At 61.9% G+C, this 15,625-nt stretch carries 11 protein-coding genes; 7 read left to right on the forward strand and 4 right to left on the reverse strand.

Going from position 1 to position 15,625, the window contains the following annotated elements; all coding sequences use genetic code 11:
* Nucleotides 1-547 precede the first annotated feature (547 nt).
* Entirely contained in the window at nucleotides 548-1,420 is an 873-nt protein-coding gene (locus OKW37_RS00355) for a transglutaminase family protein (RefSeq protein WP_429401299.1), read from the forward strand.
* Nucleotides 1,421-1,462: 42 nt separating this feature from the next.
* Nucleotides 1,463-2,266 (forward strand): transglutaminase-like domain-containing protein, encoded by an 804-nt coding sequence (locus OKW37_RS00360; protein WP_090812139.1) that lies wholly within the window; start codon nucleotides 1,463-1,465, stop codon nucleotides 2,264-2,266.
* A gap of 216 nt (nucleotides 2,267-2,482) precedes the next feature.
* Here OKW37_RS00360 and OKW37_RS00365 read toward each other — a convergent pair whose 3' ends face one another.
* Nucleotides 2,483-3,400 (reverse strand): AraC family transcriptional regulator, encoded by a 918-nt coding sequence (locus tag OKW37_RS00365; protein WP_429401301.1) that lies wholly within the window; start codon nucleotides 3,398-3,400, stop codon nucleotides 2,483-2,485.
* 94 nt (nucleotides 3,401-3,494) lie between these two features.
* On the opposite strand from OKW37_RS00365, the gene OKW37_RS00370 reads away from it, so the two are divergent.
* Nucleotides 3,495-4,244 carry an SDR family oxidoreductase gene (locus OKW37_RS00370; RefSeq protein ID WP_429401303.1) on the forward strand — a complete coding sequence of 250 codons (750 nt, stop codon included), beginning with the start codon at nucleotides 3,495-3,497 and terminating at the stop codon, nucleotides 4,242-4,244.
* Between the two features lie 84 nt (nucleotides 4,245-4,328).
* Nucleotides 4,329-5,087, forward strand: coding sequence for an SDR family oxidoreductase (locus OKW37_RS00375; protein WP_429401305.1), 759 nt, complete (start codon nucleotides 4,329-4,331; stop codon nucleotides 5,085-5,087).
* Between the two features lie 385 nt (nucleotides 5,088-5,472).
* Here the strand turns inward: OKW37_RS00375 and OKW37_RS00380 are convergent, their stop codons facing one another.
* Nucleotides 5,473-7,875, reverse strand: a complete 2,403-nt coding sequence (locus tag OKW37_RS00380) for a filamentous hemagglutinin N-terminal domain-containing protein (protein WP_429401307.1) — start codon at nucleotides 7,873-7,875, stop codon at nucleotides 5,473-5,475.
* 951 nt (nucleotides 7,876-8,826) lie between these two features.
* Nucleotides 8,827-10,050 carry an ROK family protein gene (locus OKW37_RS00385; RefSeq protein ID WP_429401309.1) on the reverse strand — a complete coding sequence of 408 codons (1,224 nt, stop codon included), beginning with the start codon at nucleotides 10,048-10,050 and terminating at the stop codon, nucleotides 8,827-8,829.
* Between the two features lie 179 nt (nucleotides 10,051-10,229).
* On the opposite strand from OKW37_RS00385, the gene OKW37_RS00390 reads away from it, so the two are divergent.
* The 3 genes from OKW37_RS00390 to OKW37_RS00400 all read left to right on the forward strand — a co-directional run bounded on the left by OKW37_RS00390 (nucleotide 10,230) and on the right by OKW37_RS00400 (nucleotide 13,639).
* Nucleotides 10,230-11,372: a Gfo/Idh/MocA family protein gene (locus OKW37_RS00390; RefSeq protein WP_429401312.1), complete on the forward strand. Its 1,143-nt coding sequence runs from the start codon at nucleotides 10,230-10,232 to the stop codon at nucleotides 11,370-11,372.
* Between the two features lie 260 nt (nucleotides 11,373-11,632).
* Nucleotides 11,633-12,670 (forward strand): hydroxyacid dehydrogenase, encoded by a 1,038-nt coding sequence (locus OKW37_RS00395; RefSeq protein ID WP_429401314.1) that lies wholly within the window; start codon nucleotides 11,633-11,635, stop codon nucleotides 12,668-12,670.
* Between the two features lie 9 nt (nucleotides 12,671-12,679).
* Complete coding sequence (locus tag OKW37_RS00400) at nucleotides 12,680-13,639, forward strand: hypothetical protein (RefSeq protein ID WP_429401316.1); 960 nt, start codon at nucleotides 12,680-12,682, stop codon at nucleotides 13,637-13,639.
* A 263-nt stretch (nucleotides 13,640-13,902) separates the two neighbouring features.
* Here OKW37_RS00400 and OKW37_RS00405 read toward each other — a convergent pair whose 3' ends face one another.
* Nucleotides 13,903-15,348: an IS5 family transposase gene (locus OKW37_RS00405; RefSeq protein ID WP_429401318.1), complete on the reverse strand. Its 1,446-nt coding sequence runs from the start codon at nucleotides 15,346-15,348 to the stop codon at nucleotides 13,903-13,905.
* Nucleotides 15,349-15,625 lie beyond the last annotated feature (277 nt).

A 15,625-nucleotide genomic window follows, 5' to 3' on the forward strand; every position in this document is an offset into this window, starting at 1 on the left:
AGAGAGCAGGCACTATCAGCAAACTTGCGCAATATCAGCAAACTTGTGCACTTACCCCTTAAGGTGTGTGATCGGGTCTTTTAAATAGATCGCGACAGTAATTAAAAATGCGCCCAGAATGAGTCGCAGAGCGGCCCCTTCCGTGGGCGCCTAAATGGGGAGCGAAATGGCAAAAGGTCAACTGCGTAGTAATCGCGAGGCAAAGAAGCCTAAACAACCTAAAAATTTACCATCTCCCGGAGCAGGTCTGTTCAAGACGTCTACCCCGAAGACTTCTGTGTCGAGCGGCGTGACGAAGAAGTAACCGACACGCGCATGTGAGGCGCGGTCGTTTCACTTTGCTTGTGCGCACTTTCGACGAAGGTGTAGCAGCGGCCCGGTAGAAAGAGCGTCATTGCAATTCGGGCTGCACCTTGTTGCCTCTAATTGCTGATCGTTTTCAGCGCGTGTCTGAGTCGTGACCGATTGCCGCCCCGGTTCGTGCTGTCGCGGTGGGCTTTCCTTTTGGGGGCGAAATGGTGAGCAAGTTTGTTCGCGGCGAAACGCAATGAGCGCGCCGCAACGTTTAACCGTGCGGCACCAGAGCGTCTACCACTACTGGGAGCCAGTGCGCTTCGGCGAGCATCGCATGATGTTCCGCCCGCGTGCGAGTCATGATCTGCGGCTTCTCACCGCGCAGTTGCTGATCACGCCCACACCTGAACGGCTGTATTGGTTGCACGATGTCTTCGACAACTCGGTCGCAGTCGCCACGTTTTCGGTCGAAGCATCCGAGCTGCTCTTCAGAAGCGAGGTGACGCTCGAACATTACGAGGCGCCGCTGCCTGACTATTCGCTGGAAGCCTATGCGTCGACCTGGCCCTTCGCGTATACGAGCGAGGAAGCCTCTGATCTGGTGAACGCGCGAAGCCGACAGTTTCCGAACGACGATGTCGACCTGTGGGCGCGACGCTTTATCGACCCCGGCGGCACGACGGGCACGATGACGTTGTTGCGCAGCATGACGCTCGAGATCAAGAACAACTTCATGTACGTGCGGCGCGTCGAGAAGGGCGTCAATCGTCCTGCCGACACGCTACGCCTGCGCAGCGGCAGTTGCCGCGATTTCGCGGTGCTGATGATGGATGCCGTCCGCTCGCTTGGCCTCGCGGCCCGGTTCGTCAGTGGCTATATCTTCGTGCCGGACCACGACACCACCCTGGGCGGCGGCGCGACCCACGCATGGCTGCAGATCTATCTTCCCGGTGCAGGCTGGGTCGATTTCGATCCGACCAACAGCATCGTCGGCAACCGGCATCTGATTCGTGTGGCGGTAGCGTGGAATCACGATCAGGCGCTGCCGCTCTGGGGCACATGGCACGGCGCGATGCATTCGTTCCGCAGTCTTGAGGTCGACGTGAGCGTGACCGAAGACGCCTGAGCGCTCAGCGCGTTACGACTTTATCAATGGAAGGATGGTCAGATGAAACTTCGCGTGGGCTATGAACTGATCTACGAGTGCGCGCAGCCGACACCAATGATGTTGATGTTGAACACGCATTTTTCCCGCGTGCAGGATGTCCTGTCTGCCGATCTGCTGGTGGTCGATCCGCCGGTGGCGATCACGCAGTATCGCGATAGCTTCGGCAATCTGTGCAGCCGCATCGTCGCGCCGCAGGGGCTGATTTCGCTCTCCACCACCGCGCTGCTCAACGTCTCCGATCAACCCGAGACGCGCGAGCCGTTCGACTATCAGCATGCCGTCGAAACGCTTCCGGATGAATGTCTGGTGTTCCTGCTCGGCAGCCGCTATTGCGAAACCGATCTGCTGTCCGACATTGCCTGGAAACTGTTTTCCAATACGCCTCCGGGCCGCCACCGGGTGCAGGCGATTTGCGACTACGTGCATCGCCATGTCACGTTCGGATACGAATTTGCACGGCCGACCAAGACCGCGTTTCAGGCGTGGCAGGAACGCAAGGGCGTGTGTCGCGACTTCGCTCATCTGGCCGTGGCGCTATGCCGCGCGATGAATATTCCGGCGCGCTACTGCACGGGCTACATCAGTGACGTCGGTGTGCCGCCGCCGTGGAGCACGATGGATTTCGCGGCATGGTTCGAAGCCTATGTGGGCGGCTCCTGGCAGACCTTCGATCCGCGCAACAACGTGCCGCGTATCGGTCGTGTGCTGATGGCGCGCGGCCGCGATGCCGCCGACGTTGCGATCAGCAACACATTCGGTCCGACGAAGCTCATCAAATTTGACGTCCACTGCGCGCCTGAATGATGACGAGTGGTCATTCGTTGGTGGTGTCGTAGAGGACGGGTTTGGGTCGGGATGCATCAGATGCATCAGGCAGCGGTCGGCCACCTGCGGTCATACATCGGCCGTAGACGCCAGACATTCGATGGGCTGTAGCGGTCTCGATAACGGACATTCCTGGTGAGTGCGGATCGCATAGGGACGCGCGTCCACATCTGAGAACAGCCGATTTGAGCCGCCTCATGCGCCGTTCGCGACCGCCTGCACCTCGCGCGCATACTGCGTGGGCGGCCGACCGACGTGCCGCGTGAAGGCGACGCTGAAGGTGCTGGCTGAACTGTAGCCGATGCGCTGCGCAATCTCGGCGATGCGGCCTTCATTGCGACGCAGCAGGTCCTTCGCGAGTGCCATGCGCCAAGTGAGCAGGTATTCCATCGGCGCGATGCCGACCGTGCGACTGAAGCGCTCGAAAAAGGCCGAGCGCGAGAGTGCGGCCTCCTTCGCGAGTTCAGCAACGGTCCAGGCGCGTGTCGGATGTTCGTGCATCCCGCGGATCGCGGCCGCGAGGCGGCCATCGGAAAGCCCGCGCACCAGGCCCGGCGACGCATTAGTCTGTGCCGCGGACCGCAGCGCTTCGATGAGCAGCACTTCCAGCAGTCGTGCGAGCACGACCTCGCGCGCGGGCCGCTGCTCCCGTGTTTCCTCTCGCACCAGTTGCACGAGCGTGGCCAGCCGCTGTTCGCCGCGCACATGCACGAGTTGCGGGAGCAGCGAGACCAGCAGCGATGCATCCGGTGAGCCGAAACTGCAGTGGCCGGCCACCATGCGCGCGTCGATGGGGCGATCGGGGTCGCCGATTCTGAATTCGCCGTCGCCCAGCGCGGCGGGCGGCCGCGTCTCGACGCCCGGCGATGGCGGCTCGAGGCTCGACATCGCTACGCCGTAAGCCGCCGGAATCAGGACAAAGTCGCCTGACAGGAGCTCGATGGCCTCATGTCCGTCGATCGCGATGCGGCAGCCGCCCTCGAGAATCACGCAATAGAACGGCTGGCCGGCGACCGAGCGGCAAATGTGCCAGGGACTTGCGCCGTGGACGAGCTTGGAGAACCGGGCGCCCGGCTGCAGCAGCGTCACGACTTCGGCCAACGGGTCGATCACCGCCGGACTCCTGCAAATGAAATTCGGATGATCGATTGTAGCAAGTACGGCCTTGGCGATCTATCGTACGGACACCTTGCCCACAGGAGTCCCCATGAAAACCGTACTGATCACCGGCTGCTCTTCCGGATTCGGCCTTGAGATCGCCCGTTACTTCCTCGCGCGCGACTGGCACGTCATCGCCACAATGCGCATGCCGCGCGCGGATGTGCTGCCGCCCGCCGACGGTCTGCGCGTGCTTGCGCTCGACATCACGGACCCGGACAGCATTCGCGCGACTGTCGAGGCCGCAGGGCCGATCGACGTCCTCGTCAACAACGCGGGGTTCGGCGCGGCGTCCCCGGCCGAATTAACCCCGATCGCCACGGTACGCGAAATTTTTGAAACCAACGCTTTCGGCACGATCGCATTGACGCAAGCGGTGCTGCCCCAATTCCGCCAGCGCAGGGCCGGTGTGATCGTGAACGTCACGTCGAGCGTGACGCTGAAGGCCCTGCCCCTGATTGCCGCATACCGTGCGAGCAAGGCGGCGGTGAACGCATTCACCGAATCGATGGCGCTGGAACTCGAGCAGTTCGGCGTACGGGTGCGGCTGGTGCTGCCGGGACGTGCGCCCGAAACCCGCTTCGGAGACAACGCGCGCGCCCACATGCATGGCCTCGACCACGAAGCCTATGCGGACCTTGTCAAGGACGTTTTCGCGCGGATGCTGGATGCGTCTGCCCCGACCACCCGGGCGCAGGACGTCGCCGAAGCGGTGTGGCGCGCAGCGACCGATCCGTCGGCGCCGATGCGCCTCCCGGCCGGCGCCGATGCCGAAGCCTGGGCGGCCGAGACTCACTAACCCGCCAGCTGCATCGCGCTGAGCTGAACTGAAAAACGGAACTGGCTTTTGCGCGCTAAAGCGCAACACCACAAGGAGATTGCCATGCAGGACAAACCCGTCGCCCTGGTCACCGGGGCCAATCAAGGCATCGGCCTTCAGATCGCCAAGGATCTCGCGGCACACGGCTTCACTGTGCTGGTCGGGTCGCGCAATCTCGAGCGCGGCGAGGCTGCGGCCAAGGAGGTGGGGCCGGACGGCCACGCGCTCCAGCTCGACGTGACGGATCAGGCTTCGGTCACAGCCGCGGCGGAGCGCGTAAGCAACGCGTTCGGCCGCCTCGACGTGCTCATCCAGAACGCCGCCATTTCGAACACGAAAAAGCGATCCGGTCAGTCCGTCGAGGAGTACGCGAAAACGACCCGCCCGGGCAACGTGTCCCTCGATGAGATGCGCGCGGTGTGGGACACCAACGTGTTCGGCGTGCTCGCCGTTTATCAGGCGATGCTGCCGCTTCTGCGCGCGACGCCGGGCGCCCGCATCGTCAACGTGTCGAGCGGCGTTGGGTCGCTAACGACGAACTCGGACCCGGCCTTCGCCTACCGTGCGATCTTCGGCCCCGTCTATCCGGCGTCCAAAACGGCTCTCAATGCCTTGACGGTCGCCATGGCGATCGAGCTGGAACCGCACGGGATCAAGGTCAACGCTGTCTCCCCGGGCTTTACCAAAACGAACCTCAACGGCTATTTGGGCACCGAGACCATCGAGGAAGGCGCTCGCGAAGCGGTGCGCGTCGCGCTGCTGGGCCCGGACAGCCCAACAGGGACGTTCACGCGCTGGGAGAATGAAACGATCCCGTGGTGAGGGAGTCGCGGGCGATCGGAGGGATGGATGGATCAGGCCAGGGCGGTTGCAAATCGGCCGTTCGCCTGAACAATCGGTCACTGCGCTGCGTTTGGCCGTCATCGGATTGATGTCGGCTGAGGGCCACTCGGCAAATTCGATGAGGCGACTGGCAGTTGCACCTCGGAAGCAGCCGTTGCTGTGGCGCGAGTTCGAGCGGCGGCTCGGGGTCGAACTGAGCCGCCCACTGAGGGAGCGGGTGCGGCAATACTGGTCATCCGGCGTGCCGTCGCCACTCTTCGACAATTCAGGGAGACGCTGCAGGCGCCGAACACGTCGGCTGCCGAAGACGGCGCAGAGGTCGCGACGCCGCCAAAGAATCCACGCCGCCACTTCCCTGTCGCGCTTACGGGCCTAGTTGCCAGCGCAGGAGTGGGTGGGTCGCGCCGGCAGGCATGACCCATACTCCATTCGGCCCGAAGTCGTAGCCCACGAAACTGGACGGCACTCCCATCTGCGCGGTGGTGAGACCTTGTGCAAAGCCTACCGTGCCACCGTAGCCGACACTCACGACCGGGATCGTGGTACCGGTAGTTTGCGTATCCCAGAAGACGTCGCTCGCGATGAAGTTGGACAGGATGTTTACGGCCGCGACGCCGCCTCTCCCGTCGGGCGCCTGGAGATGGCCGGTAGCGAAGGACTGTTCGATATAGCCCAGATTTTCGCCGACGAGCCCGCCGACCGCGCCTTGCTGGGCGGTGACGGACCCTGTTGCATACGATTGGGAAACGAATCCGTCAAGTTGACCGACCAGGCCGCCCGCTGTACCGCCGTTCGCCGCTACGTTACCCGTCGCGAACGACTGCCGGATGTTCCCAGAGTCTGCCCCGATGAGGCCGCCGGTATAGGCAGAAAGCGTACTGATATCGGTGCTGCTCGATGAGCGATAGGTCAAGCCTCGCGAGTTCCCGATCAAACCGCCCGCGTTTACGCTGATCCCGGCAAGCGGAAGGTCAATCAGACCGCTGCTGTGAACCGACGCAACGATGCCAAGACTGCTGCCCGCGAGGATTCCGTAGTAGCCCAGGGTCGCAGGGCCAGCGATCGTCCCTTGCACATTCAGGTCGCGCACGATGCCCGTCGTCCCAATAGCAGAGAAAAGCCCGCCAGGCGGCGCGAAGTCGGAAAAGGGTGCGTTGAGCAAAAGGTTCGATATCGTGTGTCCGAGCCCGTCGAATTGTCCGTTGAAGTAGCTGTACGTTAGAGCGTTGGAAGGAAAACCCCCTATCGGTGCATTGAACGTCCCGGGCGGCGGCGCCGCGTTCAGGTCTTTGCCTAGCGCGTAGTTCCCCGAGAGATCGAGGTTTATGTTGTCGAGATCCGCTAGCGAGTTGGCAAGCTTGTAAGGTGTGTACTGACTGACAGGGCCGCCAAACGCCGATGCTACCCAGTCCGGATTTGTCATCACAACCCCGGGACGGTTGCCGCCATTCATGTCGAAATACGTGCTGACCAGACCTTTGCTACCCGACCAGTCGATGACGCCCTCGTTCGCGACGCTGCCCTGGTTATCGATGCCCGACGCGTCCGCTCTCAGGCTTAGATTGCCGCTGCCGGTGTTGCGAATCGTCGTTTGCGGACCGATGGCCACGTGGCGAAAAGCGACCAGCGAAAGCGACGCGGAACTATTCCAGTCGAGGTTCGATAGCACGCTCATGTCGCCGCTCGCGCCATCCGTGCCGGTCGCGCTTGCGTAGACCGATGTGCCATTGTTCAGACTGCGCATGAAAGCGCGCGCCGTGGTGTGATCGACGGTGAAGCCTGGTGTGGCGACGTTCCACAGCCCCGCCTGAACCGCTGCATCGTGCCCGAACGTCAGGGCGGCGGCGAGCGTATCGACGGTGCCGCCGCTGCCATCAACGTTCGTTGCAGCGACGGTTCCCTGCTGCGTGACGTGACCCTTGTCGGCAACCAGCCAGATGTGACCATCGCGCGTGGCCGTGCCCGTTGCGCGGATGCGCGAGCCGCCGCCTGCAAGGGCATAGATATTGCCGTCGGCCGCTTCGAGATTGATCTGCGCGGCCAGCGTCGTGCCCCGATCGATCACGGTGCCCGTGTTGCCTGTCTGCACGAATAGCTGCCTGGCGCTCGACGAATCGGACAGCAGCACCTCTTTCCCGACCACGTATTCGGCGGTGCCGTTCGGTGCGCTTACCACGCCGTCATTCAGCACGACGTCGCGTGCGATCAGGAAAACATCGCTACCGCTGGAACTGATCTTGCCAAGATTCACCACCTTGCCATTCGACGTACCGGAGAACGTGAGCGTCCCACCGTTCATGAAAGCGGTATCCGGCAGATCGAGCGTCGAAGCCACGAAACGTCCGCCCGTGCTGATGACGCCGCTGCGGCCCACCACGATGCCCTGCGGGTTGATCAGATACACACTGCCCGTTGCATTCAGACTGCCGAGAAGCACGGAAGGCGCACTGGCCGTCACGCGATTGAGCGTTGCGCCCGAACCGTTGTTGAACGTGACGGTGTTGCCTCTGCCGATCGAGAAGCTGGTCCAGTCGATCACGCCGCGAGTCGAGCCTGGTTGCGTGACGGTGAGCGCATCGCACTGACTGGCGATAGTTCCCGTGCCGGCGACATAGTGGCCACCCTTCGGCAGAACGCCACTGGCAGACGCTGCATGCGGCAAAGACAATCCGGCGAGCAACACAGCGATGAGCGGCGCGACATGCTGAGACGGTTGCCGGCGACGGAGCACGCGAAGTACCGGACAACCTGATGACAAAAGTGTCATATGTCCCCCTTTCGCGGATCAATCAGCGCAGCCCGAAAAACCGGTCGACATCAGCACCGACGACTGGCGCCTCGCCGCTCGGCGCAGGTTCAGCGTCAAGCCCGAGCCGTTATCGAACCCCACGACCTGAACCGCATTAGTCGTATCGCGGACGCATGCCGATATCTCCGCGTTTCGCGACATAATTTCTGTGCGCTTGTGGCCACATTTCGCGATGGTGAATAAGCGCGATGCGCACGTCTCCTGCTCCGTTCTGGCCGGGGCGGGCCTGGCGAAGGCGGTGCAGGCCGCGCCCAAAATCGGCGCGCGTCACTCTGCCACGGCTATCGTAAGACCGAGTGCGGCCAATAATTGCCATTCGCGCAACACAGACTGCCGTCATTCCAATGGCTGGTTCACTTCGTTAGCCGCCGTTGGGACTGCGGCGCGATCAGCGACATTCGCAACGATGGTTCAGGATGCCTAGTCGGGCAGTGCTGGAGCTGGCGCGGGCATCGCGCGACCTCTTGCGCCTGTATGCGGGAACCGATCCTGGCGCGCACCACGTCAAAGCGGACGCCCGGCACGTCCTAACTCCGTCCGAGGCGTTGAACTGCTGGGCACGCCATTAATTTCTGTCCTTGTGATTCCGTATCGCCGCTAGAAGTTTGAACCGCGAAGAAGTCGAAAGCCGACGGGGGTCGGGCGCTGCGCGCCCGCCAAACCACGAAAGGAAGGACGGGAAAAAGACAATACGACAATATCCGTCGGGTAACATTCCTTCCTGAGGCAACACGACATGACGCAATCATTGTCGGCGTTCAATGCGGCAGTGGCGACGCCTGGCTCCAGGCGACTGGATGTCAACGCGGCGGTGCGGACCGCCGTTTGTCAAAGTCCGACGGGTTAGCATTTCGAGCGCGTTCCCTCGGCGGAGGGAGCTGAGATTGGCGTGTGAGCACACCGAAGCCATCAGTCGCCATGCAGGATCGCGGCGATGCCTTGCGGCGCGAGTGCGCGTTCTATCGCTAGCACGCCGCCGCCGATTGCGCCGGCGTACTGGTTGAGTGCCGTGTTTTCGATCAACAGACTGCGGGTCGCAAGCGGCAGCGCCCGTCGATACACGACTGCTCGCACGCCGGCCAGCAGGTCGTCGCTGATACGAGCCATTCGTCCTCCCAATACGATCGCGGCGGGGTTGAACATATGGACGACCATTGCGATCACTTCACCTATTTCTGCTGCTGCGCCGCGGATCAGTCTCACCGCCTGAGGGTTGCCCGCGCGCACGAGGCGTACCAGATCGTCGACGTTTTCCGCACCCGTGTCCGGTAATTCGCGGAGGCTGCGCAATACGGCGGTCGTGGACGCTACTGCTTCCACGCAACCAATGTTGCCGCACCGGCAGATGACATCGTCGCGGCCCGGCACGCGAATATGACCGATGTCGCCAGCCGAACCATCGGCGCCGCGATGCAGACTGCCGTCGGCTGTAACGATGCCGCACCCGATACCCGTCGATACCTTGGCGAACAGCAGTGGCGACTGGTTAGGCGGACGGGTACGTGCCTCACCGAGCGCCATCAGGTTCACGTCGTTATCGACCAGGACCGGCGCCTTGAGACGGGCCTCAAGATACTCTGACACCGGGAATTCATCCCAGCCCGGCATGATCGGAGGCCGGACGCACACACCTCGGCCAAAGTCGACGGGACTTGGCAAACCCACCACCACGCTGCGCACTGATAGCTCTGCGATGTGATGCTCCGCAAGCATCTGTCGAAATCGCTCGATGACAAGATCGAGAACCGGTTCCGGACCAAGCGCGATGTCAACGCTGAAGACGTCCTCTGCCAGCCGGCGTTGACCAAGCTCCGAGATGACTAGCCGTCCATGGGTCGCGCCCATATCGGCGACCAGCACCAGCCCTGCGCGCGGATTCAGCATGAGCTTCGCACCTGGCCGACCCCGCCCGTTTGCCCCGACTCCATGTTCGTTGATGAGTCCCGCGTCGATCAATGGTTGCGTCAGTTGCGAGATCGTTGACCGCGCGAAGCCGGTCATGCGGGCCAGATCGGCACGGCTGACGCCTTGGGACGACGCAATCAGCCGCGCGACCTTGCTTTGCACCTCGTATTCCTCGAGCCGGAAGGCCCGGTCGAAGGTGGCGAGTCTCGATAAAGGCGTGGGAATCATGCGGTCAGGACGCCGGTGATGGGTGTCTGGTGAGCTTACTTTCTTCGGCAGGCAGCCGCAATGCTGCACTGCGGCAGCGATAGGCGCTGCATTTACGTCGCGAATCGAATTAAATAATACAAATTATCGTCTCCAGCAGTTGGTCGCTATCGTTGTTCCGATCGACAAAGGAGCAACGAATGATGGACACGACACTCGGCATCGCGATCATCGGTGCGGGCATGATGGGCGCGGTACACGCGCGAGCGGCAAGGCTAGCCGGCGCGACCGTACGCGGCATTGCGGCTTCCAGTGAAGCAAGCGCGCAGGCGGCCGCGGAGCGCATCGGAATCCCGGGGGTCTACGCTTCGGCGCGACAAGCGATTGAGGATCGTGCCGTGGACGTAGTGCACATCTGCACGCCGAATGCTAGCCATTACCCGCTGGCGCTTGCTGCGCTCGAAGCAGGCAAACACGTTGTCTGCGAAAAGCCGCTTGCGACCACGTCGCAGGATGCGGCGACACTGGCGGGGGCCGCGCGTAAATCCGGCCTGGTTGCCGCCGTGCCTTTTGTTTACCGCTATCACCCGATGGTTCGCGAAGCACGTGCACTGGTGCAGGACGGCAGCGTAGGTGCGCTACAACTGATCCACGGCAGCTATCTCCAGGACTGGCTGCTCGGCGCGTCGGATACCAATTGGCGCGTTGACGCGGCGCTGGGCGGTGCCTCGCGTGCGTTTGCGGACATTGGCTCGCACTGGTGCGACCTCGTTGAGTGGGTGAGCGGCGAGCGCTTCGAATCGGTGGTGGCGACGTTGCAGACCATGGTCGCCGCGCGCCCCGTGCATGCGGCGCAAACTTTCGCCGCTGGTTCGGACGATACGCTTCCGCCGTCCGCCGCGCGCCAGAGCGTCAGTACCGAGGACGTCGCCGGTGCGCTGCTACGTACGGCCGGTGGCGTACTCGCCACGTTGACCGTCAGCCAGGTTTCCGCGGGCCGCAAGAACCGGCTCTGGTTCGAAATCGACGGTGCGCGATCGAGCGTGACCTTCGACCAGGAAGACCCCGAACGGCTCTGGATTGGGTCCCGCGACGAGACGCGTCTGCTAGTCCGCGATCCGTCTCGCGGTAGCGCTGAACAGCGGCGGCTGGCGACCTTGCCAGCCGGTCACGCGCAGGGTTACGCGCAGTGCTTCGAGGCCTTCATTGCCGATACCTACGCGACGATCCATGGCCAATCGCCAGAAGGCCTGCCGACCTTCGACGATGGCTGGCGTTCGGCGCGCGTTGTCGACGCGGTGCTGGCTTCATCGCAAGCGGGACGCTGGTTACCCATCGAATAGCAAGGCAAACGAGCAGTGATCGGCATCCCGCGGGCCGCGTGCCAGGCGTGCCCGTACCAATCATCACCGTGGCTGCGGTAGCTGGCTTTCTGGTCTTCGTCACCAGCAGATCGTAATGGGCGTGCTGATCATCGCAGTTGTCGCGGCGGACAAACTCTTCACTCGGCGCTCGCGCTGACCCCCTCTACCTATTCCTGCGTCCGCCTCCATCCGTATGTAGCGGAACGACGGATGTAGATAAAGCAGCTCTTGGAGTCTCTATGAATCAACCAGTCAATTCCTTGCGGCTTTTCATCGCACCGGCACCGCGCGCCGTCGCCGATATTTTCAGTGCCGATGACCTCGCGCGTCTTAACGCGCTGGGCGAAGTCCACATCCACGAAAATGGCCCGGTCACGGATGAGATCTTCGATGCGCATGTCATGCATGCGGACATTGTTGTTGGACAGATTGATCTGCCGGCCGAGCGCTTGGCCCGGGCCTCGCAACTGCGGGCGATCGTCAACGTCGAAGGTAACTTCCTGCCGAACGTCGATTACGCTCAATGTTTCCGGCAGGGCATCCGCGTACTGAATGTCAGCCCGGTCTTTGCGGAACCGGTGGCAGAAGCGGCGTTGGGCATGGCGATCGACCTCGCCCGCGGTATCAGCGCCGCGGATCGCGGATTTCGCAATGGCCATGAGCTATATGGCCTTGATGCGAATCGCGATGCGTTCTCGATCTACGATGCGCCAATTGGCTTTGTCGGGATGGGCGATCTGGGCCGCGCGATCCTGCCACTCGTGGCACCGTTTCGCGGTACCGTGCGCGCATTCGACCCATGGTTGCCGTCGGCCTATGTGGAGTCGCTCGGCTGCAAGCCGGCGACGCTCGAAGAAGTGTTGCGCGAGTCGCGCGTGGTCTTCGTAGTGGCGGGCGTCACGTCTCAAAACCAGGGCTTCCTGACCCGTGAACAGTTCGACTCGATGCCACAAGGTGCCGCACTGGTGCTGGTGAGTCGGGCTGGTGTGGTCGATTTCGACGCCATGCTCGATGCCGCGGCACAAGGCCATATCCGCGTGGCTACCGACGTGTTTCCAGAAGAACCGCTACCGAAAGGGCACCGTGCGCGTTCAATCGACAACGTCCTGCTTTCACCCCATCAGGCGGGAGCGCTCGACGCGGTACTGCGTGAGATTGGTCGCCACGCGCTCGCGGACATCGAACTGATCGCCCGTGGCCTGCCACCCGTGATGTGCAAGGTTGCGCAACCGGAGACAGTTGGCCTCATGCGCAGCAAGCCGATCGACAAGAGTTGAGCAGCGAAAATGATTGGCGACATTTCCCATTTTAAGGGCACCCCGGACGAAAGCGGGCGCACAACGAGGTCGCTGGAGTGGGCCATGTTTCGTGGCTGGCGGGCGCTGATTTTGACGCAGGCGGATATCGAACTGACAATTGTCCCGTCAATAGGAGGGCGGTTGATGAGTATCCGGCATCGCGGCGTGGAACTCGCGTACGTCAATGAGGAATTGGCCGGGCGTACGCCGGATGGAAGTGCGGACCAGTGGCAGGCGCTTTGCGGTGAATGGGGTTTCCCGCTTTGGGGAGGTGGCAAGACATGGGTAGCGCCAGAGTCGCAATGGCCAGACGGCGCGCCGCAGCGTGACCTGGACAGTGGGCCGTACGATGTGTTGAAAACCTGGTGCGACGCAGACTCCATCGGAATTGAAATACAAAGTCACGTTTGCGAACAGACCGGCTTGCAGATATTCAGACGCGTCTCGCTTTCCCCCGCTGGCCAATGGACGACGGTGCATCGGCTCATCAATCGGTCACTGGAGGTCCGCGAATGCGGCATCTGGGACGTGCTGATGTTGCGACGGCCGGGGATCGTAAGTGTGCCACTCAACATGGACGTGGATTGGCGGGACCATGTCGTGCCGTTTCCCCACAAGGGGCCAATCGGCGACGTGCGAGACACGCGTTTCGTTGTCGTCGCCGACGGCGTGCTGTCGGCGGTATGTGACGAGGCCGTCGAATTCAAACTTGGCATTGCTGCACCGGAGGGCATAGTCGACATCCGTTTGCTGCTAGCCGAGGGTGAGCGGCGTTTGACGCGTCGGTTCGACATTGCTCAAGGCGCTTACGCGCACGGTGCACCGGTCGAAGTGTTCAATGCACCCGCGCTTCCCTATTTCGAGGTTGAATCGCATGGAGTAATGCATCCTTTGCAGCCAGGCAACGTATGCGAGCTTCATGTGCGTGAATCGGTAACCTCCATCTGATTGTGAGGGTGCCACGCTATCCGATCACCCCGGGTGCACCGGACCGGTGCGCGTCGCGGGTACAAGCGCGCGCACAGTGACCACGTCGCGGTTGAAGTGACGGCCTGAGAACAATTCATCCATGCTCTTCAGCTTGCTCACTGCCGGTGAATTAGTCGGCCCTGAAAAATTCAGTTTGCGCATCAGCGCGATCCCATGGGGCCAAAGAGGCCGCAGTCTCCGTCTGCGCGTGCAGGGGAACGCCTGGATGTCAACGAAGGGAATCAGTGCCTTTGCAGACGGTTCCAGCACGCCGGTGCTGGCGTGAGCGTGACAGTGACGAGCCACTGCAGCGTCGCGAGGATAAAAAATGCGGGCGCCAGGCCCAGACGGACGATTGCGCGCAGCAACCATCGCAGGTTGTACCCCGCAGCACACAGTACCGCGTGTAGCGCATCGCCGGCCTTCCCTTTAAGCCAGCAACGCCGCATGCCGTGATCATGCTTCACATGGCCAATGATCGGTTCGATCGCCTGCCGCCGTTTTAGCCAGCGTCGCTGCGTGCTCGTCAGGCTCTTGTGTTTGCCGCGATGAATCAGTTGCACTGATGATACCTCGTCATCGACCCCACGAAACCCGAGGTCGACCAGCACGGTCTTCGGTTGCGGCGTACCGGGCAGATCCTGCAACAGGATGGTGCTCTGTTCAAGTTGTTCTGCCAGCGTGTGGCCGTCGTATGGGTTGCCCGCGAACGTGCGCGCGCCAACGATCAGCCCTTGTTTTTCCGGGATCGCAAGGCTTACCTTGACGCCGAACTCGTAGGGCTGGCGCGCCTTGCCTTTACCGATGCACTCGACTTCGGGCGCGTGCAGGGCGTAAAGCTTGTTTTTGTCCTTTGGACGTTGGCGACAAATGCGCCACGCCCGCTCCAGCCACACGCGCAGTTGTGCCTTCCGTTCATCTGAGGCTCCAGACAGCTTGCGTTCGATGTCGCGCAGTAGCCGTCCCAATACGGTGCGCTGACGTTTGAGTACACGCCGCAATCGTCTGAACTGCTTCGCATGCGCATAGCCGCCCGCGCGGCGACGCAGCCGTTTGCCTTCACGTTCGTATGTCTGCTTCAATACAAGACCAGCGCGTTGCGCAAGTTGCACGAGTCTGGCCCGCGCCACCTCCAGCAGACGGCTGTCAGTCGGATACGCAATGGCCTTCTCCTGGACCGTCGTATCAACAATCACGCGCTCGAATTCGGCCGGCTTCACCGCCTTCATCTGCACCGCCGCCGCGATCGTCGTCGCGAGCAGCTCCTCGACACCGCCTTCGCCCAGCGCCTGCCGGAAACGCACCAGATTGGTCGGGTCGCATGGCAGATGTGGCTGAAAGTACTCCTCACTACAGAAGAACTGGAAGTACACGTCCTGCGCCCAGCGCTCGCACACCGATTCATCGCTCTCGTTATAAGTGTGCTTCAAATACAGCAGCCCGACCATCAGCCGCACTGGCAGGCGCGGACGTCCGGCCGCACTAACGCCACCGGCCAGTTCCTTAGAACTCACACCAAACAGGTCCGCCGCTTCGCTTAACCGGCCATCGCGTGAGCGCCGCTCAAACAGGGGCGCGAGCCTCGCTTCGATGGCAGCCCACGGCATCCTCGTGGCCAGCACCGCAAGTGGGTCGCGCAGATCAATCATCGCGTCAAGACGGCTACGAAAAAAATCCGGTGTGCTCATCGGCCAAAACTCCCAGAATTTTTATCTCTTCGATAATCTTCCTGGGAGCCAGGTTATCCGAAAACCAACTGCTACGCCAGGCCACACGGTGCTTCACAGGTTTTTGCAGATCCAACGAATAAGTTCGAGGGGCGGCACTTTAACCGATTCACCTTCACTATTTGCACCCGAACCCCGGAGCTCCATAGTCTAGGTATTTATGTCACAAATCGAATTAAAAAATACAAAATACCGCCGATACCCATCTGTTGGTACGGTATCTATAACGAACGGGGCA

The sequence above is a fragment of the Paraburkholderia sp. MM5482-R2 genome, from assembly GCF_050436125.1.
Classification (GTDB): Bacteria; Pseudomonadota; Gammaproteobacteria; order Burkholderiales; family Burkholderiaceae; genus Paraburkholderia; species Paraburkholderia tuberum.

Bases quoted from the DNA above. Each gene is read 5' to 3' on its own strand.
- OKW37_RS00355 (WP_429401299.1), top strand. From the start codon at position 548: ATGAGCGCGCCGCAACGTTTAACCGTGCGGCACCAGAGCGTCTACCAC.
- OKW37_RS00360 (WP_090812139.1), top strand. From the start codon at position 1,463: ATGAAACTTCGCGTGGGCTATGAACTGATCTACGAGTGCGCGCAGCCG.
- OKW37_RS00370 (WP_429401303.1), top strand. From the start codon at position 3,495: ATGAAAACCGTACTGATCACCGGCTGCTCTTCCGGATTCGGCCTTGAG.
- OKW37_RS00375 (WP_429401305.1), top strand. From the start codon at position 4,329: ATGCAGGACAAACCCGTCGCCCTGGTCACCGGGGCCAATCAAGGCATC.
- OKW37_RS00380 (WP_429401307.1), bottom strand. From the start codon at position 7,875: ATGACACTTTTGTCATCAGGTTGTCCGGTACTTCGCGTGCTCCGTCGC.
- OKW37_RS00385 (WP_429401309.1), bottom strand. From the start codon at position 10,050: ATGATTCCCACGCCTTTATCGAGACTCGCCACCTTCGACCGGGCCTTC.
- OKW37_RS00390 (WP_429401312.1), top strand. From the start codon at position 10,230: ATGATGGACACGACACTCGGCATCGCGATCATCGGTGCGGGCATGATG.
- OKW37_RS00395 (WP_429401314.1), top strand. From the start codon at position 11,633: ATGAATCAACCAGTCAATTCCTTGCGGCTTTTCATCGCACCGGCACCG.
- OKW37_RS00400 (WP_429401316.1), top strand. From the start codon at position 12,680: ATGATTGGCGACATTTCCCATTTTAAGGGCACCCCGGACGAAAGCGGG.
- OKW37_RS00405 (WP_429401318.1), bottom strand. From the start codon at position 15,348: ATGAGCACACCGGATTTTTTTCGTAGCCGTCTTGACGCGATGATTGAT.